Consider the following 24685-nt stretch of genomic DNA (forward strand, 5'->3'; position numbering starts at 1 on the left):
CGGCCCGGGCCGCGACTACTCCCTTTTATTACCTCCGGGGCCTCGTCGCCGGGGAGAGGGCTGTGATATAAATGTGCGCCAGCCCGCAAAACAACAACCACAGCGAGCTCAGTTAGGAACCCCACTTATCGATGAATAAAGGTCGGAAAACGCTTCTGGAAAAGCTGTTTGCCGAACACGGCCAGGCACTGGTGCGCTTTGTGGCAAGGATCGTCAGGAACACTGAGGACGCCGAGGACATTGCCCAGCACGCCTACCTGCGCCTGCAGAAACTCAGCGACGAGAAGGAGCTGGAAAACCCCCGCGCCTACCTCTACCAGATCGCCAACAACCTGGCCGTGGACCAATTGCGGCGCGGCAGGCTGCACATGGACTATGTCAGCCAGGTCAGCCCTGCCGAGGGGGAAAGCCCGGCAGATGACCACGCGGACCATCAGTCCCCGGAACGGGTGCTCGCTGCCCGGCAACAGTTGCAGTCCATTTACGAAGCCATGGACAGCCTGCCCCTGAAGTGCCGCCAGGCCTTCCTGCTCCACCGCACCCGGGGCCTCTCCTACAGCGAAATCGCGCAGGAGATGAACACTTCGGTCAGCAGCGTGGAGAAGTACATTCTCCAGGCCCTGAAAGCCTGCCGGCGCAAGGTGAGCAGCCACTAGCTACCGCACACTGGCGCCCCCCTGCCTTATCGCGAATCGGGACCGAGTCCGTCAAACAACCTTCACTGTTAACCCCCATACTGCGACCCAGCAGTCTCTCCCACCGCGAACCGATGCCCTGACGCGAGCGAGCGCACAATGACAGTGCGTACCCGGTTGGATTTTTTGCAAAATTTGTTGAGGGATCGGAGCTGCCGGTCGTCTCATCTCAGAAGCCGGTCATCTGAACTAAAAAAACCGGTCACATGACGCAGGAAAAGCTAAGCTTGCGCAAAATTGATAGAAGTTATTGCGCGAAACCCCACCCTGTTGGGGAAAAACGCGCCAACGGGGCACTTTAGGGATAGAATGCGCCGTTTTTGGGCACCGGGGTGCCCGCACAGAAGCTGACAGAGTTCAGAGTAAAGCGACCAACAGGAACACGAATTAAGGTAACCAGCGGTGAATGCAACGGGCGGACATACATCCCCAGGCGATGACCAGCTCGACCAGGCCTGCGCCTGGATCGCGCGCTTGCGCTCGGATGCAATCTCCGCGACCGAGAAGCGCGAGTTTGCCAGCTGGCTGAATGCCTCCCCCCTGAATCGTCGCGCATTCGACGAGATGACTGAGCTGTGGGGCGACCTGGGTGCACTGGGACATATGCCCGTGGACGAGCTGTTCCCGGAGAGCCGCCCGTCCACTCCCCCTTCCCCCAGCCGTGCGCCACGCAAGACTGGCGACTTCAGCGGGTCGGGTTTCACCCAGTGGCTGCTGGGTGGCGGACTGGTAGCCGCCTGCCTGGTGGTGACACTGTGGGTAGGCAACCAGTGGCTGGCCGGCGATGCCCGCAGCCAGCAGGTCTACGCCACCGCGGTGGGTGAGACGCGCACCGTGACTCTCGCTGACGGAACCAAAGTCCAGCTCAATACCAACAGCGAGCTTAGGGTCTCCTACAGCCGCGACGAGCGGCAGACCGCCCTCCTGCGCGGCGAGGCCTACTTCGACGTTGTACGCCAGACTGCCCGCCCTTTCACGGTTACTGCCGGAAAGGCCAGCATTCGGGTACTGGGCACTGAATTCAATGTGGAGCGCAACCGGGACAACACCCGGGTATCCGTTACCGGCGGCGTGGTGGCCGTGAGCGAATCCTCCAGCGCCAGCGGCCTGCAGCCCGAGTCAGTGAAGCTGGCCAAGAACCAGAAGGTCAGCGTCTCCGGGCGGGGCATCAGCCCGGTCAGCAGCACCTCCGCCGACGAGGCCCTGGACTGGACCCGCGGCGTGCTGGTATTTGACCGCACTCCACTGAACGAGGCCCTGGAGGAACTCAACCGTTACCTGAAGGTACCCGCCGCAGCCGAAAGCAGCGTGCGCGAGCGTAAGGTCTCCGGCACTTTCGAATTGTCCGACCCGGACAACACCCTCACCGCAATTGCGGCAGCCATGGACCTGCGCGAGGACCGCAGCGATCCCAACCTGACTCTCTTGTCTCCCGCGTCTAACTGAGTTATAAACTCCCCCCCGGCGGACAATTATTGAACAGCACCCTCGCTGCAACCCGCCATTCCACAAATAAAACCAGATAAGGAACAGCAGCGGTCCCGGCACCCGCGATCCTGCTGGCGTGAAACGGGCGAGTAGATTGATTAGACGGCTCTGGGCCTCTCTTCCACTGGCGACACTGGCAGCGCTTCCCGCGACTGCAGCGGCTGCCGCCTGCCCGGAATCTGCCGTCCACCTGCCCGCCGGCAACCTCGCCAACGCCCTGATCTCTCTCGGCCGCGAGTGCAAAGTTTCCGTTCTGGTGGAGGCCTCTGCGGTCAGTGGCTACGTGGTCCCGGAGCAGCGGCTCGCAGCAACCGACGGGGACTTTACTGCCGCCCTCGCACAGCTGCTTGAGGATTACCCTTTCACCTATCGCCGTATCGGGCCGGCAGCCGTGGCAGTGATTGCCAGCAATGGCCAGCCGCAGGTGGACACCGACCTCACGCCACCCTCAGCGACCGAGGAGGTCACCGTAACCGGGCGCAGCCTGACCGGTACCCACCTGCGCCACAAGCGTCTCGGCAGCTATGCACCGATCGACATCCTCGCCCAGCCGGAGCTGGAGATCACCGGCGCACAGACAATTTCCGAGTTGCTTAAATTCCTCCCGGCCGTTTCCGGCAACTCTACCAGCACCTCGGTCAGCAATGGCGGCAACGGAACCGCCAACGTGACCCTGAGGGGCCTGCCCGCAAGCAATACCCTGGTGCTTATCAACGGCCGGCGTATTGTGAGCAACGGTTTCGGCGGCGAGACCGCAGACCTGAATACCATTCCGCTGTCGGCGGTGGACCGGATTGAAATCCTCAAGGACGGCGCTTCCGCCGTCTACGGCTCGGACGCCATTGCCGGGGTGGTCAATATCATCCTGCGGCGCGACTTCGAGGGACTGTCCGCAAACACCTACTTCGGTACCGCCGAGCGGGGCGACCAGCGAACCACCTCGAATCACCTGACCTGGGGACAGACCTCCGAGAGGGGGCACCTGATGCTGAGCCTGGCCCACTACCGGCAGGGCGAGCTGAAAAGCCGGGACCGGGAACTGTCAGCCACCGCGGACAACCGCAGCCGGGGCGGTACAGACCTGCGCTCCGCCGCATCTCCCAACGGCTACATCACCCTGGCCGACGGAGAGATCGTCACCAACAGCGAGGACGGCGGCTATCGACAGTGGAGCCAGGCGGACCGCTACGACTACAGCGAATTTACCACCGCCCTGGTACCTTCGGAGCGCTGGTCGGCCTACCTGGCGGGCGAGCTCGCCCTGAATGATGACAGCCTCCTGTTTGCGGAAGTCATGGGGGTACGCACCGAAGCCAACACCACCTTCGCACCAACGCCGGTTTTCACGCGGTTCGACAATGGCGACCTGGAAATCAGCGCGGACAACGCCTACAACCCGTTTGGGCAGCCCCTCACCGATGTGCGGAAACGGGTACTGGAGCTGGGCCCCCGGGTACAGTGGAACCTCACCAATACCTGGCGTGCCAACACCGGCCTCAAGGGCGCCTGGGACAGCTGGCAGTGGGAGCTAACCCTCGCACTCCACCACACCAGCGCCGAGGAATCCCTCAGCAACCTGATCGACCCTGACCGCCTGGGTGCCGGCCTGAAAGCCCCCGACAATTGCGATCCGCAACAGGGATGTGAGCCAATTAACCTGCTGGGCCCGAGCGGGAGCATGGACGAGCGCCAGCTGGACTTTATTCGCGCCCGCAGCCTGGTGCGGGGCGAGACTGAAATGCTTGCCATCACCTATATCACCGATGGCATCCTCGGCAGCTACCGCGCCGGTGATATTCCCGCGGCCGCAGGTATTGAGCTGCGCAGCGAGGCGATCGACTTCCGCTCCAGTGATGCGGGCGGCCTGTCCAAAATCGGCGGTATTGCAGCCGGTGCGGCCGTGGGGGACCGCCTGGTGGCAGAGGCATTCAGCGAAATTTCAATTCCACTGATCGCGGAACGCGTCTGGTTCGATGCCGCCATGCGAGTTTCGGACTACAGCGATTTCGGCAGCTCTGCCAATCCCAAGGTCGCGCTGCGCTGGAAAGCTGCGCCAACCGTCATGCTGCGGGCCACCTACGCCACCGGATTCCGCGCACCAAATCTCGTGGACATGAACCAGACTGGCTACCAGAGCCAGGAATTCCTGTTCGACCCCTGTAGCCAAACAGATTCCGGCGCCCTCCCCGGCTGCACCGGCAAGGCGGACAGTTCGCGCATCCAGTTCCTGACCGAGTTCGGCGGCAACAGCGAACTGCAACCGGAAACCTCGGACAACCGGACCCTCGGCGTTGTCTGGACTCCGGAAACGCTGGACGGGTTCAGCGCCACGCTGGATCTGTTCGACATCCGCCAGAACGATGTGATCGATACCAGCCCGCAATACCTTATCGACCAGAATGCCAGCCGCGGGCTTTTCGCCGACCGGGTAATACGTGACGGCCAGGGCGACATTACCAAGATTATTGCCACCCGCCTGAACATCGGAGCCCGCGAAGTGCGGGGCCTGGACCTGGCTTTGCGTTTTGAGCGCAGCTCCGAGCGCCTCGGGCAGGTTCGCTGGTCTTTCAACGCCAGCCACCTGCAGCGCTACCTCAACCAGGCAGCGCCCGGTGCACCAATCGAAGACCTCACCGGCACATTCGTCGACCCGGCCAGTGGCGGCGCCGGCTCACTGCCGGAATGGAAAGCCAATACCGGCATATACTGGCAGCGCAAGCGTTGGGAAGGCGGCTATACCATTCACTACGTTGACGCACTGCAGGAAACTTTCGTGCGCGGCGCCACGCCTGTGACAAGGGAGATCGACAGCTGGAGCAGCCACGACATGCAGCTGGCTTACGCCCTGCCCACGGGGTTTCGTTTCGCCCTTGGCGTGGACAACCTGCTGGATCGGGCCCCTCCCTTCGCCGCCACGGCATTCAATGACAACCATGACAGCCGGACTTACGACCTGAGCGGCCGCTACTGGTACGCCACCCTCTCCTACAATCTGTAAATCCAGTCCCACCCGCCGAACATTGACCGGAACACCGACGGCTGGCACCCCAATAATCTGCCTCAACCGTCATAGGCGTACGAATGTTCGAAGCAACCTTTCCATGCGGAAAAAATGTTCTAGTGTTTTAGCAAGCCTCTGTTGATAGTAGTTAGCAGTTGTCATGGAGGGCACTGCCGAACTCGGCGTAAGGAACCGGTATCAGGAGAGGTATACCATGGACAGATCCCGTCTTTCCCGGGCAATTAAGGGCGCTATTGCAGCCACCGCCGTATCTACAAGCTTCGCCACTTTGTCGTTTGCTCAGGAAGTGGAAGAAGTCGTCGTTACCGGTACACGCATCCAGCGTGCAACCGATGCCACCAGCGCAACCCCGATCAGTGTTTTCGACGCCCAGGCGCTGGAGGCATCAGGTGAGACCACGCTGGAGGATTTCCTCCAGGAAGTGCCATCCATGACCGGTGGCCAGCTTGGCTCCTCGGTGAACAACGGTAACCCCGGCCTCGCCACGGTCTCCCTGCGCGGCCTCGGCTCTTCCCGCACGCTGATCCTGCTGAACGGGCGCCGCCTGAGCTCGGCGGGCCCATCCACCGGCGTGGTCGACCTGAATACCATTCCCACCACGGCAATCGAGCGGGTGGAAGTCCTCCGGGACGGTGCCTCCACCATCTACGGCTCAGACGCTATCGCCGGTGTGGTCAACATCATCACCAAGAAGAACTTCTCGGGTGCCGAGGCATTCTTCGACGCGGGCACCTCGCAGGAAAATGATGGCCAGGAGTACCTCGCCGCCTGGACCTTCGGTGCCGAGTCCGCGGACGGTGACGGCCATGTCATGGCCAACATCCAGTACACCAGGCGCCACGACATCTTCCAGGGCGACCGCGACTGGTCCGACTGCCCCCTGTTCGAGAGCGGCGGTTCGGTGCTCTGTGGCGGCAGCAGCTACACGGTCCCGCCGAGGTTCTTCTCGGAAAGCTTCCCTGGTGGCCCGATCCTCGATGCCAATACCGGGGTGATACGACCGTTCAACCCGGCCGGTGACGCATTCAACTACGCCGAAGTCAGCTACCTGGTCACGCCTCAGGAAGTAGTGACTTTCTACGGTTTTGGCGAGAAGGAGCTGTGGGACTGGGAGAATTTCACCACCTTCGGCACCTTCGGCGAGCTCCTGTACGCCAACCGCCAGTCGGACCAGCTCCTGGCCCCCGAGGGCACCTTCTTCCAGCCCACCGTACCGGCCACCAATCCCGGCAACCCCACCGGCGAAGACGCGATCATACTGCGTCGCCTGGTGGAGACCGGCGGCCGCTCCTTCAACCAGGACCTGAGCATGTGGCGGGGCGTGGTGGGCTTCGACGGAGAGATCTGTAACGAGTGGACCTGGGACATTTCATACAACTACGCGCGCTGGGTCGATTCGCAGATCGACCGCGGCCGGGCAAACCCTGGCCGCTTTACCACACTGCTGGACCCCGCACTCTGCGCCGCCGATGAGGACTGCTCCGCCGCCGTTGCCGAGGCCGGTGTGACCGCCTGGGATCCCTTCCGCCCCGGCACCTTCACCGACCCACTGCAGGATTATGCGCTGGTGGTGAACTCCCCGGTTGAGAAGGCCACATTGAATAGCCTGCAGGCCAACCTGGTGGGCGATCTCTACGACTACGCGTTCCCATGGACCAGCGAGGCCGTGGCCTGGGCAATGGGCTATGAGCGCCGCCGCGAGCGCACCGAGATTACCGTCGATGGCGCCGCCTCCCTGGGTCAGATCTACTTCGTCAGCGGCGAGGACTGGGGCGGCTCCTACGATGTGGACGAATTCTACGGTGAGGTGCGCCTGCCCCTGGTCGACGGCCGCGACTGGTTCGACCTGTTGGCAGTGGAGCTCTCATTCCGTTATTCCGATTACGACACCATCGGCAGCGACACCACCTGGGCCGGGGTTGTTGAATATGCGCCCCTGGAACAGCTGCGCTTCCGCGCCACCTACGCCGAGGGCTTCCGCGCACCGGGCCTGGATGACCTGTTCCTGCCCCCCACCCAGTCCGCTGAAACCTATACCGACCCCTGCGTCAACTACGGCGGCAGCGGCGACCCGGTGCTGCGAGCCAACTGTGCGGCCGACGGCCTGCCGCCCGATTTCGAGCTGGGCAACTCTCAGGCCACCGGCCTGTTCGGCGGCAACGAAGACCTGAAGGAGGAAACCTCCGAAAGCTGGACCGTCGGCATCGTGTGGACCCCGACCTTTGTCGAGGACCTGAGCTTCTCGGTCGACTACTTCGACATCAGCGTTGACGACGCCATCGGTACCTTCAATACCAACACCATTGTCAGCAACTGCTACACCAGCCCCGACTTCAGCTCGCCGTCATGCGACCTGATCACCGGTGCCGGCGCCGTCGGCCTGACCCCGCTGCCCACCAGCCCGCGCCGGGACCAGAGCGGCACCATCGCCGGTCAGCTGCTGAACGCCCAGAACATCTCGACCTTCGAGACTTCCGGTGTCGACCTTGGGGCAGAATACAGCCAGGACCTCGGCCCGGGTGTGTTCAACTTCAGCCTCAACGCCACCTGGCTGGATGAGTGGAAGTTCCAGGCCAGTGAGTTCGAGCCTGAGGTGGACCTGGCCGGCTACTACGGTGTGGACCCGGTAACCACCCGGATCGCCGCTTTCCCCGAGTGGAAGGTCTATACCAGCTTCGGCTATGAGTATGACTGCTGGGCATCCACCATCATTGTGCGTATGGAAGGTGAGGTGGACGATATCGACCCGCGCGACGTCGACCTGGCCACCCACGTGGACAACACCTGGTATACCGACTTCAACTTCCGCTACTTCCGCTGGGAGAACGTCACTCTGTCAGGCGGTATCCGCAACCTGTGGAACCAGCAGCCGCCCTATGTCACCAATTACGATGACATGAACACGCTGCCCCTGAACTACGACACCGTCGGCCGCTTCTACTATGGCCGGGTAGCCTTCCAGTTCTGATCCCTCGCCTCCCCCACTCCGTGCCAGCCGCGGAGTGGGGCCCCGCCCCTCCATCTTCCCTGCGTCTTCCCTGCATCTTCCCTGCATCTGGCCCCGCACCGCATCCGGCGACAGATAGACAGGTCACTATTTGCACCTTTCGATCACTTTTCAATCAATCCAATCCTCCCCCACCTGACAATGTAAAAAAATCGAATTCTTTTTGAGGGGGATGCCACCCCGTTCGTCTTTATCTGTGTTGGGAGGGAAGTGGCCACTTGGGGGTAGCCACTTCCATCATCGCCCTCCGTGGCAAACACTATAAATCCAACGATCAAGAGAGGATTTACAATGAAAAAGAACCTCCTGTCCGTAGCTGTTAAAGGAGCCATCGGCTTCACCGCAGCTGCAGTAATGGTTCCCGCTATGCCGGCCTTCGCTCAAGAAGACGCCACCATGGTGGAAGAGGTTGTTGTTACCGGTTCGCGTATTAAGCGTGCTGACCTGGATAGTTCCAGCCCGGTAACTGTTCTCACTGCTGAGGAAATGCAGGCTACCGGTATCACCGACGTCGGCGACCTGCTGCAGCGCCTGCCCGCCATGTCCGGCTCCCCGATCGGCACCACCACCAACAACGGTGGTAACGGCTCCGTTCAGGTGGACCTGCGTGGTCTCGGCCCGATCCGTACCCTGACCCTGGTCAACGGCAAGCGCACCGTAGACGGTGGCGACTACCAGACCATCCCGGCAGTGATGATCGAGCGTGTTGAAATCCTGAAAGACGGCGCCTCTGCCGCTTACGGTGCCGACGCGGTCGCTGGTGTAGTTAACATCATCACCAAGAAAAACGTTGACGGCATTACCCTGCAGGTACAGAACTCCGACTCCTTCGAGGCGGACGCCGGTGCCCAGGACAGCGTAAGCTTCATCGCTGGCAAGACCTTCGACGGCGGTAACGTCACCTTCGGTGCCGAGTACGTCAAGCAGGAAGAGATCTACCAGTCCGACACTCCGTGGGACTTCTTCCAGAACTCCTACTACATCTACCCGGACGCCTCTGTATTCGAGCGCGAAGGCCCGACTTCCGGTTACCCGCTGGGCTCCTCACGTATTCCTGAAGGTCGCCTGACCTCCGGTGAGCTGGTTCAGCGCACTGACAGCAGCGGCGCCCCGCTGTTCCTGGATGCGGATGGTGAATTCACCACTACCAACACTGGCCAGCCGGCCTTCCGCAACCCGATCTACATGAACCCGGGTGATGGCCTGACTGCCTTCGACGGTCGTACCTACAACTACGCTCCGGTGAACTACATCCAGACTCCTTACGAGCGGGTGAACATCTTCTCCGAAGCCAACTTCGACCTGACCGAGAACACTCGCTTCTACTCCGAGTTCCGCGCCAACCTGCGTAGCTCCGCCCAGGAGCTGGCTCCGCAGCCCTACAACTCCCCGACCGATCCGGCCTATCTGGGTACCTACACCCCGATCGACCCGCTGACTGGCGAGCCGCTGCGTGAAGTCAACGTTGGTACCGCGGACGAGCCGGACTGGGTTTACACTGCCGACCAGACCATGGGCCAGGTAGTAGATCCCATCGCTTACAGCGGTATCTCTGAGGACAACTACTACAACACCCTGGGTGCTCCGATCATCGACGCCCGTCGTCGCGTAGTGGAAACTCCGCGTCGCTTCGAGCAGGAGATCACCCAGTTCCAGGCCATCGCCGGCCTGCAGGGTTCAATCCAGGATTGGGACTGGGAAGTTGCCTACAACAAGGGCTTCCGTGAGCGTGCCGATGCTGACTTCGGCCAGTTCTACGGCCCGAACCTGCGCAACGCCATGGGCCCGTCTGCGGACCTGGACGGTGACGGCACTCCCGAGTGTTACACCGACATCAACGATCCGAGCACTCGCATCAATGGCTGTGTGCCGATCGACCTGTTCAGCGGTGCCGGTGGCATCACCGACGAAATGCTGGCCTACGTCGGCACTACCGTTGTTGACACCTTCACCATGGAGCAGGATCAGTTCAACGCCAGCATCACCGGTGACCTGATCGAGATGCCGGCTGGCGCACTGAGTGCAGCATTCGGTTACGATTACCGCCGCGAGCACATGGTTTACAACCCCGATTCCGCCAAGGTAGCCGACGAAGTAACCGGCAACACCGGCGCGGGCACCGAGGGTGGCTACACCGTGAACTCCGTGTTCTCCGAATTCTTCGCACCTCTGTACGACAACGGTACCCAGGCTGTGGACATGACTCTCGGCCTGCGCTGGGACGACTACAGCACCTTCGGTTCCGACACCGTCTACCAGCTGGGTCTCGAAGCCCAGATCATTGAGGGTGTGAAGTTCCGTGCTACCCAGGGCGAAGTGTTCCGTGCACCGAGCATTGGTGAGCTGTTCGCCGGTCAGGTTGACTCCTTCCCGTCCTACTCTGACCCCTGTACTCCGGACACCTCCGGCAACATCGCGCCGGGCTGTGCCCAGTCTGTACCGCAGGGTGACACCCAGGTACTGGCCAAGGTTGGTGGTAACCCGAACCTCGAGGCCGAGACTGGTGACACCCTCACCGCTGGTTTCGTGATCACTCCGGAACTGCCGGTTGGCGACCTGTCCGTCACTCTGGACTACTGGAAGACCGAGATGGATAACCTGATCACCTCCCTGGGTGCTCAGTACATCCTCGACGACTGCTACGTGAACGGCAACGCCTCCGCCTGTGACCTGGTGACCCGTCGCTCCGACTACACCATTGCCCAGGTTGTGGACGCTGGCCTGAACGCAGCCTCCCTGACCGCCGAAGGTGTGGATACCGAAGTTCGCTACGGCTTTGACACCGAGTTCGGTCGCTTTGAAACCAACGTCCTGTGGGTACACCAGCTGGAAAACAGCCGCGTCGCCTTTGATGGCGCCGAGTCTGAAGAGCAGGTTGGCACCATGGCCGGTAACGGTCAGATCTACGCCCAGGACAAGGTCAACTACTCCGTCAACTGGTACTGGAACGACCTGAGCGTTTCCTACCTGGGTGAGTACATCGGTGAAATCGACGCTCCGGCTAGCTTCATCGACTACACCCAGACTGTAGACGCCCAGCTGTACCACGACCTGGCAGCGGCTTACACCTTCCCGACTCAAACTCGAGTTTCCATGGGTGTAACCAACCTGACCAACGAAGAGCCTCCGTACATCGACTTCGGCTTCAACGCAAGCACCGATCCGTCGACTTACCGTCTCTTCGGTCGTTCTTACTACCTGCGTGTATCCCAAGAGTTCTAATACTCGAAGGACCGCAAGTAGCTAACATCTGAAAAGATGGGAAACCCACACTCCGGTGTGGGTTTTTTTTTCCATGAAAAAAGGACAAGCCAACGCAAGCAGAGGCCTCAGTAATATGTCCATTAAAGAGCCTGAAAGTAGTCACCCCCGCGATGTAAAGGCAGCATGGAATAGCTATTGGAGTGGTGCCTCAACCTCGAGCCGACCCAAAGCCCCTGAAACCAGCCATCCCGCGTTACTGGAACTTTGGTCCGCGTTTTTCGCTTCGACCGGCAAGGCAAACCCACGGTTACTGGATATTGCCTCCGGAGACGGCATTGTGCCCCAGGTCGCATTTGAGGCCTTAGCCACCAGCTCCCCCGATATAACCTGCTCCGACGTGTCCCCGGTGGCCCTCGCTGCTATTGAAAAGCGGATGCCAAGTGTCCAAACTTGCAGCTGCGATGCCGCCCAGCTTCCATTCGGAGCAGGTGAATTCGACCTGGTCACGAGCCAGTTTGGCATCGAGTATGCGGGCCGGGATGCAATCCCGGAGGCCGCCAGGGTGCTGCGTCCGGGCGGACGTCTGCAGTTAGTCCTGCACTTGCGAGGGGGCGACATTTACCAGAAGTGCCGCGACAACCTGCTTGCGGCCGAGGAGTTCATGGAATCCGGCTTTATGCAGCAGGCCCAGACAGTGTTTGACAACCTGTTGGCGACGGGAAAGTCGAAAGGCCGGGACAGAGAGAACCCAGTCGAGATCATGACGCCCGGCATCGAGAAGACAGTGGGTATCATCAACCGTTTCGGACGTCATGTAACTGACGGGACCATTGATACCATCTTCATGACCGTTGCCCGGATCTGCCGCTCTCCCTCGCGCTTTGACTTAGCCGAGGCTCAGCACTGGCTGAAGACCATGTGCGAGGAGATGCCCGGCTACGCAACCAGAATGCGCTCCATGTGTGATGCGGCTCTGCGAAAGGAAGATGTGGACGCGCTGGTGTCCGAACTTGAAAAACATTCGCTCGAAGTGGACTCCCCGAGGCCGATATCCCTGTCAGGAAAGGGGGCGGACTCCGCCTGGGTCATCAGGGCAACTAAAGTCGTTTAATGATGAATGATGTAGAACAATTAGCCAGGCAATTCTTTCAGCAGAGGAACTGGCCAAAAATATTGGAAACCTGCCGGGCGAGCGGGTACCGACAGGGCCTCAGTAAAGAGGTTGATTTTTACGCCGGCGTCGCCCTCTTCCACCTGGGCGAAATCGACCAGGCACAGGCGCTGTTTACCGGCATTCTGGGAGTTGATGCCACCAACCATGAGGCGGGCATATTCCTTGCACGCTGCCACCTTTCCAAACTTGAAAACCACCTGGCCTATCGACTCGCTGTTGCACACAGCCATGGAGTCAGCGACCCCTACTACCTGGATATGGCCGCTACAATCCTGAGCCATGTGGGCATGCCGGAGCTTGCCCTGCCACTGCTGGAAAGCGCGCGCAAACTGGACCCGGTATCGGCGAACGCGCTTTCCAATGAGGCGACTTGCCACCTCCACCTGGGAAACCTTGACCGCGCCCGCAACCTTTTCCATGAACTGCTTACGCGGGAGCCAGACAACCAGCGCGCCTACTGGCAAATGGCAAAGATCACCCGGGCCAAAGATGAAAGCCTCATCGATGCAATGAAAGAAAATATCCAAAAGCGCAAATTGACCGAGGCGCACGCCATATTCTTCAATTTCGCCATCGGAAAGCAATATGAGGACCTGGGCAAGTGGGAACAGTCTTTCTCTCACTACTCCCTCGCCGCTGGCGCGGTAAGAGAGCACCTCAATTACAACGTAGAGGATGACATCAGGACAATCGACGAGATCATCGCCCAGAGCGCTAAAGAGGAACTCGGGGCCCCACCACCCACTGCCCTGTCCACACCGGGCACTCCAGAGCCCCTCTTCATTACCGGCCTACCACGCTCCGGCACGTCACTGGTCGACCAGATTGTCACGGCACATTCCCAGGTAAGAAGTGCTGGCGAACTGCAAGCGGTTGAGTACGCGATCAGGAAAACAGCCGGGACTCACCCCCTGGCACCTATCTCGGCGAATGAATTTAGCGAGGCGCTCGCCAAGCGCGACAAGTTCCGAGACAGCTATAACGAAGCTACGGAATTCCTGAGGGGCCAGGAACCCTGGCTGGTAGACAAGATGCCCCATAATTACCTCTACCTCGGGTTACTGGCAAAAGCCTTCCCGCATGCGAAGCTGGTGCTGGTCAGGAGGTCCCCCCTCGCCTCCTGTTTTGCCATGTACAAGCAGCTGTTCGCGTCGAAGTATCAGTTTTCCTACTCCCTGCAGGACCTCGGAAAATACTACCAGGCCTATTCCCGGCTGATCGACCACTGGAGAGAGAAACTTGGATCGCGCCTCGTGGAGGTTTGCTACGAGGACCTGGTCAGCACACCGGAACCACAGATCCGTGCGCTTCTGGAGAATCTGGGACTGCCATTTGAAGCAGAATGCCTCCGTCCACAGGAGCAGAAAAGAAATGTTATGACAGCGAGCTCTCACCAGGTCAGGGAGAAAATTTACACTTCATCAATAGACCGCCACGAAAACTTTTCACACCAGCTGTCGACTCTTAAAGAATTTTTCAAGCAACACAGAATCAACACACAGTAGAAAACATGAAAGAAGTAGAAGCCTCAAAAATCCTGACCAGTCCGGACTACCTGCTGACCCGGCTTGACCTCAAGCAGGGTAATTATATTTTCACCCAGGTTGAGCCTCGCACCTACACCGACTCGCCGATTCTCGATATGCGCGTGGAGTCTCTTCGCGACAGGGAGATTGCCTTGAAGTTTTCTCATGTCGATGCACTGCTGGAGCAACACGAAGGACCGAGCACCGCGCCGAGATATATCTTCCATCCCGCCTTCACAGGTTCCACTCTGCTCGCCGGCGCACTCCAGAAGCCCGGCGAAGTGCTCAGCCTGCGGGAGCCCTCGATCCTGAGGGAGGTGGCCGACCTAAAGCGTCAGATGATTTTCCATAATAACTTTGACGAGCGAAACTGGCCCGCTTTCGTCGCCAGAATCGTAAAACTGCTATCCAAGACTTACAGCGGTGCAGAAAAGCCGCTGATAAAGCCTACCAATATTGCCAACAACCTGATCAATGACTTGCTTCGGGCCCATCCGGACTCGCGGGGTGTCTACCTCTACACAGATATGGATTCCTTTATCTGTGCCAACCTCAACCAGCCTGAGGAAACCAAGCGCACCGTCCACGTACTCGCCACTGTCTTTGGCCGGGACCTGGGACTGGAAGACTGGATGAAGGAGACTGATTTCTACCGGCTCGGTCACCTGCAGGCTGTAGTGGCACTCTGGTATATCCAGCACCGGCAACTTCTGGAGGAGCTGAAACACAGTGTGGGACGCTTGACGCCCGTTTATTCAAAAGATCTTTTTGGCAAGCCCAGCGACACCCTGAAAAGTATAAATCGCGACCTGAATTTAGGTCTGTCGCAGGAATTCTTATCGGGCGTCTCTGATTCCGACTTGTTTCAGAAGGAGGCCAAGCACACCGCCTCTTCATACGAGGGAAACTCTCGGGCAGAAGGCTACGAGGCACTGGCGCACCAGTTCAGCGAAGAAATCGCCCAGGCGAAGCAGTGGTTCGACGAGGCGACTGGCCGCAAGATGAGCTCCGATGCCATCATGGAAAAGATCGCGACCTACCGGGAAAGCTAATCCAGAAGTTTTTCACTCCAGATGCATCCAAACGGATCCGGGGGCGCGTCATAAAGGCAGCCCCCATTTTTAGTTCTGCTTAGCTTGATTCGTTGGATGAGAGAAAATTTATGATTAGCTCCCCCCTCTACGCCAGATCTCTGGTCGTATTTGGCACTATTTTCCTTTTTGCTTTTTGCTTGCCCGTCAGTGCGGCCTCCGTGCGCTACCAGGATATGTTGATTTCCCCTGACGGAGAATACCTCTCTGCCGTTTCCCACAGTGATGGGAGTGATACCCTGGTAATCCTTAACAGGGACACCTTCAAACCAAACCATGTCGAGGCATTCCCGGAAGACGCGAGAATTATCAGGCATGTCTGGGCGACAGACTCCAGACTGATTGTGGAGTTTGAGCGATCTGGCGGACACGGGGCCATCCCCCCGACCTACACCGAACTCTTCGCGCTTGACGCGGATGGAGGCCGTAAGTTGCTGCTTTACGGCATCAATGCCGGAGAGCGGCAGACCGGAAGCCACATCAAGAAAAGGGAGTTTGCCCGCGCCAATCCTGAAATCTTGAGTATTCTTCCCGACGATAAAAATAATATCCTTATCGCCTACCAGCCCTGGGGGAGAACCGGTGTTTGGGAGGAGCGGGAAAAGATCGTCACCGAGATCAATATCCTGACAGGCAGAACAAGTAACTTCTCACTTGAAGCCCCAACGCTTGGCGCCAGTACCCTGACCACTTCCGAGGGCAAGCCCCGGTTCGCCTTTGGAACTGATGAGACAGGCAGTGCGAATGGATACGTGCGTGCCGGGGCCGAGTGGCAGCCATTTGACCTCGGAAACAACCGCAAAGTGACCCCTGTTGCTGTCTCCGATGATACCCTGTTCGCCCTCAAGGACACCGATGGCGAGCGCGGTATGGACGCCCTGGTTTCATACTCCCTGGCAACCGGCGACGAAATACAGCTTTATTCGTCAAAGGACGCACAGATCTCAACTGTGCTGAAGCCCCTGGACAACGGAGTTCCTTTTGGCCTGGTTCTGGAGGGCAATCCCAAGTCCTATGTGTTCCTGAAGGGCGGAAGCCCCGAGAAGACAATATACAAAGACCTACTGGGTCAGCTGAGCGGCTATGAATTCCGTCTCCTCAGTGCCGACGAAACCCAATCCCACTGGACTCTATCCCTGGATCTGGGACAGGGAAAGCGGCGCTTTTACCTTTACGACAGTAACTCAGCGGAGTTGAAACTGATCCTCGCAGACCAATAGGCACTTTTCACTGCCTGCCCAGGTCGGCGCCGCGCTTGTCCCGGCATGCCGATCTGGGTAACATCCCCCCGCCTTTACCCTCTCCTTTTTGAAACCTCTGTTACCCTGGGGCTAAGCTTAAGTTCTGGCGCCAAGCCCTCACCAGCCCTGGAATTGTACCAATGGATCTGACGACTGCTTTCCTCACGCTTTTGTTTGTCATGGACCCGCTGGGCAATATTCCCGTATTCCTGTCCGCGCTGAAACATGTATCCCGCCGCCGGCAACTTTACGTGATCATGCGCGAGCTGGTTTTCGCGCTCATCGTACTGCTCGCCTTCCTGTATGGCGGCCGTTTCCTTCTCGCGTGGCTTGGTCTTACGCAGGAAGCCATACGTATTGCCGGTGCAATCATCCTGTTCCTCATCGCCATTCGCATGGTATTCCCGATTGAAGGCGGAATCATGGGCGAGCGGCTGGAAGGAGAGCCTTTCTTTGTACCGCTGGCGGTACCATTGGTTGCAGGACCTTCAACCATGGCGATCCTGATGTTGATGACTAACAGTGAAGGCCAGCGATTAATGGACTGGACCATCGCGCTTCTGGGCGCCTGGGGCGTATCTGCCGCTATCCTGCTGGCCTCGGCCCCCCTGGCGAAACTGCTCGGGAATCGGGGACTGATTGCCGTGGAGCGCCTGATGGGAATGGTGCTTGTCATGCTGTCTGTGCAGCTGTTCCTGGACGGCGTGAAACAGAGCCTCACTTGACCCAATAGTGCTTTTCCCTTCCGATAAAGGCCCTTCCGGTACGGCCCGCCGGGCGTAATTTCCCTATTTTCCCGTCCACCCGGCGGCCCCCCTCTGACCGCCTACTTTTTAACCGATGCGATAAGTTGTTTGGATTTTCAAAAAAGAAAATGTACATACCAATATTTAATTTTAAATAGGATGGCATTTCACTTTTATTAACTGAAAAATATTTTCATCCCTCCTTGTCGGCCGTTTTTTATCCTGATAGCACAATTTCTGACCGAGCCCGCCTCATAGTCAACCTATGGACGAGAGTCAGGTAAGTTCCATTAATGATTTTCATGCATTAGAGTCAGCTCGCGCATTAAAGGCACAAACGCTCAAGGCCTTTCAAAATAACTGGCGCAGAGCAGGCCGCCTGTTGAGACAGGTGGCAACAACGGCAAGCAGTCCTCTCTGTTCGGGGTGCCGTTTTGTTCAGTCGCCTTCACAAGGCCGAAGCAATATAAGTCCAACGATTCGAAAGAGGATTTACAATGAGAAAGAACCTCCTGTCCGTAGCTGTAAAAGGCGCTATCGGCCTTACCGCAGCCGCAGTCATGGTTCCGGCGATGCCCGCTTTCGCACAGGGTGACGCCACTCTGGTGGAAGAGATTGTAGTGACTGGCTCGCGCATCAAGCGCACCAACTTCGACCAGTCCGCCCAGGTTGTCAGCATGGACCGCCAGGCCATCGACGCAACAGGCAGCCTGATGATCTCCGACACCCTGCGCTCCACCCCGCTGAACTCGCTGGGCTCCTTCAACGAGCGCTCCGGCAGCTCTGCGCAGTCCAATGCAACCATCAACCTGCGCGGCCTGGGCGCACAGCGCAGCCTGGTTATGATCAACGGCCGCCGCATGCCGGGTTCCCCGAACCTGGGCGCAGCTTCCGTCAACCTGAACATGATCCCGATGACCGCCGTTGAGCGTATCGACATCCTGGCTGACGGCGCTTCCGCTGTTTACGGCTCCGACGCTGTAGCAGGTGTTGTCAACCTGATGATGCGCGAGAACTTCGAGGGTCTCGAATTTACCGCCCGCCGTGGCGAGCGCGCCAACGACGATGGTATCGAGGAGTCCTTTGGTTTCATCTCCGGTATCACCAGCGACCGCGGCAACGTAACCTTTGCCGCAGAGTACAATCGTCGTGACCCGATCTTCGACGCCGATCGCGACTACACCGCAGCCTGGATCCGCGACGATGGCGACGGCCGCCTCGATTCCTACGTGGATACCGATGGCTACTCCTACTACGGCAAGTCCATCCAGATCTCCGATCCGAACACCAAGTACTACGACATCCAGGCCGCCAACGGTTGTGCCGACGATTCCGCGTTTCTCGAAACCGGCGCCCTGGCATTCGACGAGCCGGAAGGCACCCTGTGCAACTACAACTACGCCAACATCTCGGCCAACAAGGCCGAGCTGAACCGCGTTAACACCTTCCTGAGCGCAAATTACGATATTTCCGAGAGTGTCGAGTTCTTCACCAACATCCTGTTCTCGAAGGTGGACTCCTTTGGCCGTTACGCGCCGCCGGCTGCCAAGTGGGAAGACATGCCTGCCGACTACCGCGACGTGCCGTTCGATGTTGATGCCCTGCTGGCCAGTGGTGACATTACCGAGGATTACGAGATCACAGGTTACTACCGCTGGACCAATATCGGCCCGCGCGACAACTTCGTGACTGATACCCAGTACGACTTTACCGCCGGTTTCCGTGGCGACCTGGCCAACGGTGTGAGCTACGAGACTTACGCCCAGAAAGGTCGTTACGAGTCCAAGGAAAACGGTATGTACTACCTGTCCTACCCGGGACTGGATTACATCCTGGCCCAGGGCAAAGACCCGTTCTCCGCCGAGGGCGCGGCCGCCATGCGTGCCACTACCTCCCAGGACAACTTCACTTCCCTCTCCAAGGTTTACGGTCACCTGCAGTTTGACGCCGGCGACTGGTTCGGTGCGGGTGAGACCATCGTCCTGAGTGGTGCTGAGGCTTACCAGATCGAGTATGCCAACCAGTACGACGCCGCTTCCGAGGCCGGCCTGGTGGGTGGCAGCTCCGGCAACTCCGCCGCCGGCGAGCGCGATGTCGCCGCGGTATTCGCTGAAGCGATCATCCCGGTTACCGACCTGGTTGAGATGAATGCGGCTGTCCGTTACGACAACTACAGCGACTTCGGTTCCAACGTGGCGCCATCCCTGTCCGCTACCTACAACGTAACCGACACCCTGAGCCTGCGCGCACGCGCCGGTAAAGGCTTCCGCGCGCCGGCCCTCGACGAGCTGTATGGCCCGTCCGCCTTCTCCGCGGAAAGTGCCACCGACCCGGCCTCCGGCGTCTATCGCCAGTGGGACACCTACTACTCCACCAACGAAGACCTGGATGCGGAAACTTCCACTTCCCTGTCTATCGGCGGTAACTGGGAGTTTGTCAGCGGCTGGAGCCTCGACGTGGGCGTATGGAACGTGGAAGTTGAGGACGTCATCGTCCAGCCTTCTACCCAGGAAATCTTCTGGGCTCGCGCCGGCGGTGTAGCGCTGGATCCCTCCACCGGTATCTACGTCAGCGGCACCGGTGCCGATACCGAGGTGTTTTCCAAGACCACCAACGCGGGCATCCTGGACGTGACCGGTGTCGACGTGAAGCTCGACGGCGGCTTCGATACCGAGTTCGGCATGATCACCGTGGGCGGCCTGGTAAGCCAGCAGCTCTCTTACGAGAAAGACGCTTTCTACCTGGGCCCGGTGCAGGACGTATCCACCTTCAACCTGTACCCCGACATGCGCGGTCAGTTCATGCTGGGCTGGAGCATGGGCATGCATGCAGTTGACCTGACCGTCGACTATGTCTCCGCCCACGACGAACTCACCGAGATCGCCGACAGTGGCTCGCTGTCCAAGAGCGGTGAGGACCTGGACGACTGGACCACCCTGAACCTGGCCTACCGCCTGGATACAGCATCTTTCGGCTCCATCAAGGTCGGTGCTCGCAACCTGACCAACGAGGATCCGGTGCTGGACAAGGATGGCAAGTTCGCTCGAGAGCACTTCAGCCTGTACGACAATACCGGTCGCACGGTTTACGCCGAGTACACCATGAGCTTCTGATGAAGCAACGCTATTCCTGAGTTATCTCGGGAAGGAAAAGGGCCAACTCTGTTGGCCCTTTTTTTTAGCTGTGCTGTCCGACCTGCCGCCGCCCGCCACTCCTGCTATTCCGCATATCCTGGACACAGTATCGAGGTGGCTAAATCATCCGATAGCAGTCGATCAGTTACTGATAAAGGTTTCGGGATCCACTACGCGCACTCCCAGGTCGGGAGTTGCAGCGCCGCGCCTTCCCGGGGACTCAAACCGGAGCTCGCCACCGGAGATCGCCCGCAGTTTACGGGCATAAGCGTTTTCGGTGGCAGGATTACCTGCGAGCAGGAAGGCCTGGGTGAAATGCTCGCGCGAACTTTTGACATCCCCCAGGCGGAAGCTTGTGAGTCCCATCAGGAAGTGAAAACGATGGTCGTCTTCGTGCTGCCGTAAGGCACGTTTCAGCTGTTTTTCTGCGTCCGCGTAATTCCCGTCCTCATAGGCGCTACGTGCCTGGTAGTACAGGAAGTAAGGATTGTGCGCCCGGTGGTGGCGAGCGCGTTTCGCATAGGCGTCTGCCAGCCCGGTTCGACCACTGACGCGATAGAGCCGCTCGAGGTTACTGATTGCCACGAGGTGGGCGGAGTCCAGGGCCAGGGCCTGTTGGTAGCTCTGCTCTGCCTCGCTGACATGCCCTGCGCGACTGTACAGCGCACCGAGGTTGGACCAGAGATCGCTGCTGCCGGGCTGCAGGTCAATGGCCTTGCGCAGGTGCCTGAAGGCCGCACCGTGGTCCCCGGCCTGCATCAGTTCGATACCGCGGTTACTGTAATACTGGGCAAAGGCCTGCCGGTCCGTGAGCCGCCGCTGGTCGTAAACCGGGTCGTAGGCCTCCAGGTTGAAATCCACCACCCGCCGGCCGAGCCTGCTCTCGGACACCATGTTGATGTGCCGGTAAACTACAAAAGTCTGCTCCTCGGCACTATCCCACACCGGTGGAATATCCACCTCATTGAAATAGGCCGCCGCACCCAGCTCCCGTGTCATCGCCACCATCATCAGGGTGAAAGCGAGGCAGTTACCCCGCTGCTGGTGCCAGGTTTCACTGGCCGTGAGGGTACTGCCGGCGTGGTAACTGACCTGGAAGCCGTTGTTGCCAAAGTCACGGACCAGTGCTGCCAGGCGCAATGCGGGACGGGCTTGCGGCGCTACCGTGGCCAGGTAGTCGCGCATCCCTGGTGAGAGCGCCAGCAGGTCCCGCTCGGGCAATTCGGCGCTCGTGACCGGACGGCCGACAATCGCTTCACCGGAGAGTAGGGAAGAGAGATCAGCCGGGGCAGCCGGCTCAGGCAGGCTGGCACACCCGCCCAGACCGAGCAGTACCAGCACGAGCAGTGGGGTTTTCATTGTCATTTTCCCCTGTGAGATCACTTTCTTACAGGATTAAACACTAAATTCGCCGCCTGTGAATACCTGAATGGCAAATTGGCCGGTTTCAAATGCAACCATTCGCCTGCCCCAGAGACTGCTGTTAAACTCAAGGACTTGTGCTGGAAATGCCGCAGGTTGAAACACCGCTTCGGCGGGAATCGGCCAGTGCCGCGGAATTTCCACAACCAACGCGGACCGGGAAGTACCACGCTTTCGCAGAGTGCCGGCGCAGTTGCGACCACCACCGGCATATTGGTCGAGTTTTCGACCGCCCCGTGAAAGCCGGGCCCCCAACTAAAGCTATAACAACTGGAATTTCAGGTTATGTCGTCCAACACACACCAGAACAGCGATGGCTTCTTTGGCCATCCCAAAGGGCTCTCCACCCTGTTCTTTACCGAAATGTGGGAGCGCATGAGCTATTACGGTATGCGCGCCCTGCTCGTACTGTTCATGACCGCGAGCCTGCAACAGGAAGGCCTGGCGTTCACCGTGGCAGCAGCGACTGCCATCTATGGTCTCTATACCGGCGCAGTTTACTTCCTGGGCCTGCCAGGTGGCTGGATCGCCGACCGCCTGCTCGGCGGGCAGCGCACCGTCTGGTACGGCGGCATCATCATCATGTGCGGCCATATCGTGCTGGCCATACCCAGTGACAGCACCTTCTTCGTGGGCCTCATCCTGGTGGCCACCGGTACCGGCCTGCTGAAGCCCAATATCAGCGCGCTGGTGGGCCATCTGTACTCGTCTGACGATGTACGCCGCGACAGCGGCTACGCCCTCTACTACATGGGCATTAACATCGGTTCTGTACTCGGCTACCTGATCTGCGGCTACTTCGGTGAGAAAGTTGGCTGGCACTGGGGCTTCGGTGCCGCGGCCGTGGGCATGGCCATCGGCCTGATCCAGTACCGCAAGACCATCGGCAACCTGGGCGATGCCAGCCTGAAGCCGGAACACCCCATGACCCCCGCGGGCGAGAAGAAGGCCTGGGGCACCATCTGGGCGGTTGTCGCGGCAGTGGCGGCGATCACCGCCCTGACCATGACCGGTGCCATCGCCATCAACCCGGTGGCCGTGGCCCAGTATGTGGCCGTGGCCTTTACCCTGATTTTCTTCGCCTACTACGCCTACATCTATTTTGGCGGCAACCTGACCGAAGTTGAGAAGAAACGCATGTGGGCCCTGTTCCTGGTATGCGTGGCGTCAGCCTGCTTCTGGTCCGGCTTCGAGCAGGCGGGTTCCTCCCTCAACCTGTTCGGCCGTGACTACACCGACCGCATGATCGGCTCCTTCGAGATCCCGGCCTCCTGGTTCCAGAACGTCAACCCGATGTTCATCATCATCCTTTCGCCGTTCTTCGCCGCCCTGTGGATCAACCTGGGCAAGCGCATGATCACCCCGTCCTACGGTATGAAGTGCGCCATCGGCCTGATCATCATGGCCAGCGGCTTTATCGTCATGTTCTTCGCTGCCCAGTACGCTGCCGAGGGCCTGAAAGTGGCGCCCTACTGGCTGGTAACCACTTACTTCCTGCATACGGTGGGTGAACTCTGCCTGAGCCCGGTGGCCCTGAGTGCGGTCAGCAAGCTGTCCCCGCGCCGCTTCGCCGGCCAGATGATGGGCGTGTTTGTACTGACCTACTCCATCGGCAACATCATCGCCGGCCTGCTGGCGGGCAACTTCGACCCCAACAACGTATCTGAGCTGCCGAACCTGTACCTGCAGATCGCCGTATTCAGCATCGGCATCGGTGCCGTGATCGCGCTGATCAGCCTGAAATCCAAGAAATGGGAAGGTCACAGCGAGGTGTCGCAACCGGTAGAGCCGGCCGAGACTGCTGCCAGGACTGTCTGATACCAACAGTATCAGGCAAGGCAGCGTTACCCTAAACGCTGAAATCAGGGCCACTGGCAACAGTGGCCCTTTTTTATGTCCGCACCATACAGCCAAGCCTGCGTCTTGCCCCCTGGAGAGTCCCTTTCCCTCCACTGCACGGGCCACAATCAAGCGCCGGCCTGCACCGGGTAGCAGGCAGTCCTCCGGGAGCCGGTGAAGGGAACTACTGCCCCAGAATCATTCTCCGCTCAGGCAAGCAGGTGAATATTGAGCCAGATGAAGCGGGCCCCGATCACGAACAGCAGGCCGCCGAAGCAGTTCTTGAGCATCCGGGGAGACAGGCGGTGTGCCAGCAGGGCACCGAAGCGCGCGAACAGGGCGCTGGCCAGCACTATGCCGAGAAACGCCGGCCAGTAGACATAACCGCTGCTCCAGGGGGGCAGCAGCGGGTTGCCCCAGCCCTGGATCGCGAAGCTGATCGCCCCGGCCACGGCAATCGGCAGGCCGCAGGCGGCGGAGGTGGCCACCGCGCGCTGTATCTGGACGTGGCTGCGGGAAAGGAAGGGTACGGTGAGCGAGCCACCCCCGATACCGAAGATCGCTGACGCCCAGCCGATGACGCCGCCGGCTGTGGTAAGGCCGGCGGCGCCTGGCAACCTGCCGCCGTCCTCCGGCAGGGGCGCCGAACGCAGGCCGTCCAGCCACATCTTGGCGGCGATGAGGATTGCGAATACACCGATCAGTAACTGCAACCAGGGCCCCGGCAGCAGGTCTGCGGTGACCCCACCCAGCCAGGAACCCAGCAGGATTCCAGGGACCATCACGCGGAAGATACGCCAGTCCACAGCCCCCTTGAGGTGGTGGGTGCGAATGGAGCTGACGGAGGTGACAACGATGGTCGCCAGTGAGGTGGCCACCGCCATATGGGTGAGGATGTCCGGGGCGATACCCCGGGCAGTGAATACCAGCACCAGCGCCGGCACAATAATCAGTCCGCCGCCGACACCGAACAGGCCGGCGATGGTGCCGGCCACGGCGCCAACGGCCAGGTAAACCAGGAGCGTCTCCATTCCCCTCCCCTTCTCCCCTCCCTGCAGCAGGGTGGGAAATCCTTGCGCAAATAAAAGGGTACCCG

General features: G+C 59.6%; 14 protein-coding genes. 12 read left to right on the forward strand and 2 right to left on the reverse strand.

Annotated features, from left to right (window positions below; genetic code table 11):
• Positions 1-131 precede the first annotated feature (131 nt).
• The 11 genes from BLT26_RS03110 (at position 132) to BLT26_RS03160 (ending at position 20307) form a co-directional block, all read left to right on the forward strand.
• On the forward strand, positions 132-656 hold the full coding sequence (locus tag BLT26_RS03110; protein WP_091508075.1) for an RNA polymerase sigma factor: 525 nt from the start codon (positions 132-134) through the stop codon (positions 654-656).
• 441 nt (positions 657-1097) lie between these two features.
• Complete coding sequence (locus tag BLT26_RS03115) at positions 1098-2141, forward strand: FecR family protein (protein WP_091508084.1); 1044 nt, start codon at positions 1098-1100, stop codon at positions 2139-2141.
• Between the two features lie 136 nt (positions 2142-2277).
• Positions 2278-5181: a TonB-dependent receptor gene (locus BLT26_RS03120; RefSeq protein ID WP_245720562.1), complete on the forward strand. Its 2904-nt coding sequence runs from the start codon at positions 2278-2280 to the stop codon at positions 5179-5181.
• A 217-nt stretch (positions 5182-5398) separates the two neighbouring features.
• The gene (locus BLT26_RS03125) at positions 5399-8173 is read left to right on the forward strand and encodes a TonB-dependent receptor plug domain-containing protein (protein ID WP_175453001.1); all 2775 of its coding nucleotides are present in this window, start codon (positions 5399-5401) and stop codon (positions 8171-8173) included.
• 330 nt (positions 8174-8503) lie between these two features.
• Positions 8504-11434, forward strand: a complete 2931-nt coding sequence (locus BLT26_RS03130; RefSeq protein ID WP_091508097.1) for a TonB-dependent receptor domain-containing protein — start codon at positions 8504-8506, stop codon at positions 11432-11434.
• A 73-nt stretch (positions 11435-11507) separates the two neighbouring features.
• A complete protein-coding gene (locus BLT26_RS03135; RefSeq protein ID WP_091508100.1) occupies positions 11508-12527 on the forward strand; it encodes a class I SAM-dependent methyltransferase in 1020 nt (339 codons plus the stop codon).
• Positions 12527-14095, forward strand: a complete 1569-nt coding sequence (locus BLT26_RS03140) for a tetratricopeptide repeat-containing sulfotransferase family protein (RefSeq protein WP_091508104.1) — start codon at positions 12527-12529, stop codon at positions 14093-14095. Before BLT26_RS03135 ends, BLT26_RS03140 begins: the two co-directional genes overlap by 1 nt.
• Before the next feature lie 5 nt (positions 14096-14100).
• Positions 14101-15168 carry a hypothetical protein gene (locus tag BLT26_RS03145; protein ID WP_091508109.1) on the forward strand — a complete coding sequence of 356 codons (1068 nt, stop codon included), beginning with the start codon at positions 14101-14103 and terminating at the stop codon, positions 15166-15168.
• 110 nt (positions 15169-15278) lie between these two features.
• The gene (locus BLT26_RS03150; protein WP_139169373.1) at positions 15279-16427 is read left to right on the forward strand and encodes a TolB-like translocation protein; all 1149 of its coding nucleotides are present in this window, start codon (positions 15279-15281) and stop codon (positions 16425-16427) included.
• A gap of 161 nt (positions 16428-16588) precedes the next feature.
• Positions 16589-17173, forward strand: a complete 585-nt coding sequence (locus tag BLT26_RS03155) for a MarC family protein (protein WP_091508115.1) — start codon at positions 16589-16591, stop codon at positions 17171-17173.
• Between the two features lie 518 nt (positions 17174-17691).
• Positions 17692-20307, forward strand: coding sequence for a TonB-dependent receptor plug domain-containing protein (locus BLT26_RS03160; protein ID WP_091508119.1), 2616 nt, complete (start codon positions 17692-17694; stop codon positions 20305-20307).
• Between the two features lie 162 nt (positions 20308-20469).
• On the opposite strand, the gene BLT26_RS03165 is transcribed toward BLT26_RS03160, so the two are convergent.
• Positions 20470-21687, reverse strand: a complete 1218-nt coding sequence (locus tag BLT26_RS03165; protein WP_091508121.1) for a tetratricopeptide repeat protein — start codon at positions 21685-21687, stop codon at positions 20470-20472.
• A 348-nt stretch (positions 21688-22035) separates the two neighbouring features.
• On the opposite strand from BLT26_RS03165, the gene BLT26_RS03170 reads away from it, so the two are divergent.
• Positions 22036-23568 (forward strand): peptide MFS transporter, encoded by a 1533-nt coding sequence (locus tag BLT26_RS03170; RefSeq protein WP_091508125.1) that lies wholly within the window; start codon positions 22036-22038, stop codon positions 23566-23568.
• A gap of 230 nt (positions 23569-23798) precedes the next feature.
• On the opposite strand, the gene BLT26_RS03175 is transcribed toward BLT26_RS03170, so the two are convergent.
• The gene (locus BLT26_RS03175; RefSeq protein WP_091508128.1) at positions 23799-24620 is read right to left on the reverse strand and encodes a sulfite exporter TauE/SafE family protein; all 822 of its coding nucleotides are present in this window, start codon (positions 24618-24620) and stop codon (positions 23799-23801) included.
• Positions 24621-24685: the final 65 nt, after the last annotated feature.

Origin of the sequence: Microbulbifer yueqingensis (genome assembly GCF_900100355.1) — a bacterium.
GTDB lineage: Bacteria > Pseudomonadota > Gammaproteobacteria > Pseudomonadales > Cellvibrionaceae > Microbulbifer > Microbulbifer yueqingensis.

Coding starts and splice junctions, on each gene's coding strand:
- BLT26_RS03165 (WP_091508121.1), bottom strand. CDS start 21,687: ATGAAAACCCCACTGCTCGTGCTGGTACTGCTCGGTCTGGGCGGGTGT.
- BLT26_RS03125 (WP_175453001.1), top strand. CDS start 5,399: ATGGACAGATCCCGTCTTTCCCGGGCAATTAAGGGCGCTATTGCAGCC.
- BLT26_RS03175 (WP_091508128.1), bottom strand. CDS start 24,620: ATGGAGACGCTCCTGGTTTACCTGGCCGTTGGCGCCGTGGCCGGCACC.
- BLT26_RS03155 (WP_091508115.1), top strand. CDS start 16,589: ATGGATCTGACGACTGCTTTCCTCACGCTTTTGTTTGTCATGGACCCG.
- BLT26_RS03130 (WP_091508097.1), top strand. CDS start 8,504: ATGAAAAAGAACCTCCTGTCCGTAGCTGTTAAAGGAGCCATCGGCTTC.
- BLT26_RS03150 (WP_139169373.1), top strand. CDS start 15,279: ATGATTAGCTCCCCCCTCTACGCCAGATCTCTGGTCGTATTTGGCACT.
- BLT26_RS03135 (WP_091508100.1), top strand. CDS start 11,508: ATGAAAAAAGGACAAGCCAACGCAAGCAGAGGCCTCAGTAATATGTCC.
- BLT26_RS03170 (WP_091508125.1), top strand. CDS start 22,036: ATGTCGTCCAACACACACCAGAACAGCGATGGCTTCTTTGGCCATCCC.
- BLT26_RS03160 (WP_091508119.1), top strand. CDS start 17,692: ATGAGAAAGAACCTCCTGTCCGTAGCTGTAAAAGGCGCTATCGGCCTT.
- BLT26_RS03145 (WP_091508109.1), top strand. CDS start 14,101: ATGAAAGAAGTAGAAGCCTCAAAAATCCTGACCAGTCCGGACTACCTG.
- BLT26_RS03140 (WP_091508104.1), top strand. CDS start 12,527: ATGATGAATGATGTAGAACAATTAGCCAGGCAATTCTTTCAGCAGAGG.
- BLT26_RS03110 (WP_091508075.1), top strand. CDS start 132: ATGAATAAAGGTCGGAAAACGCTTCTGGAAAAGCTGTTTGCCGAACAC.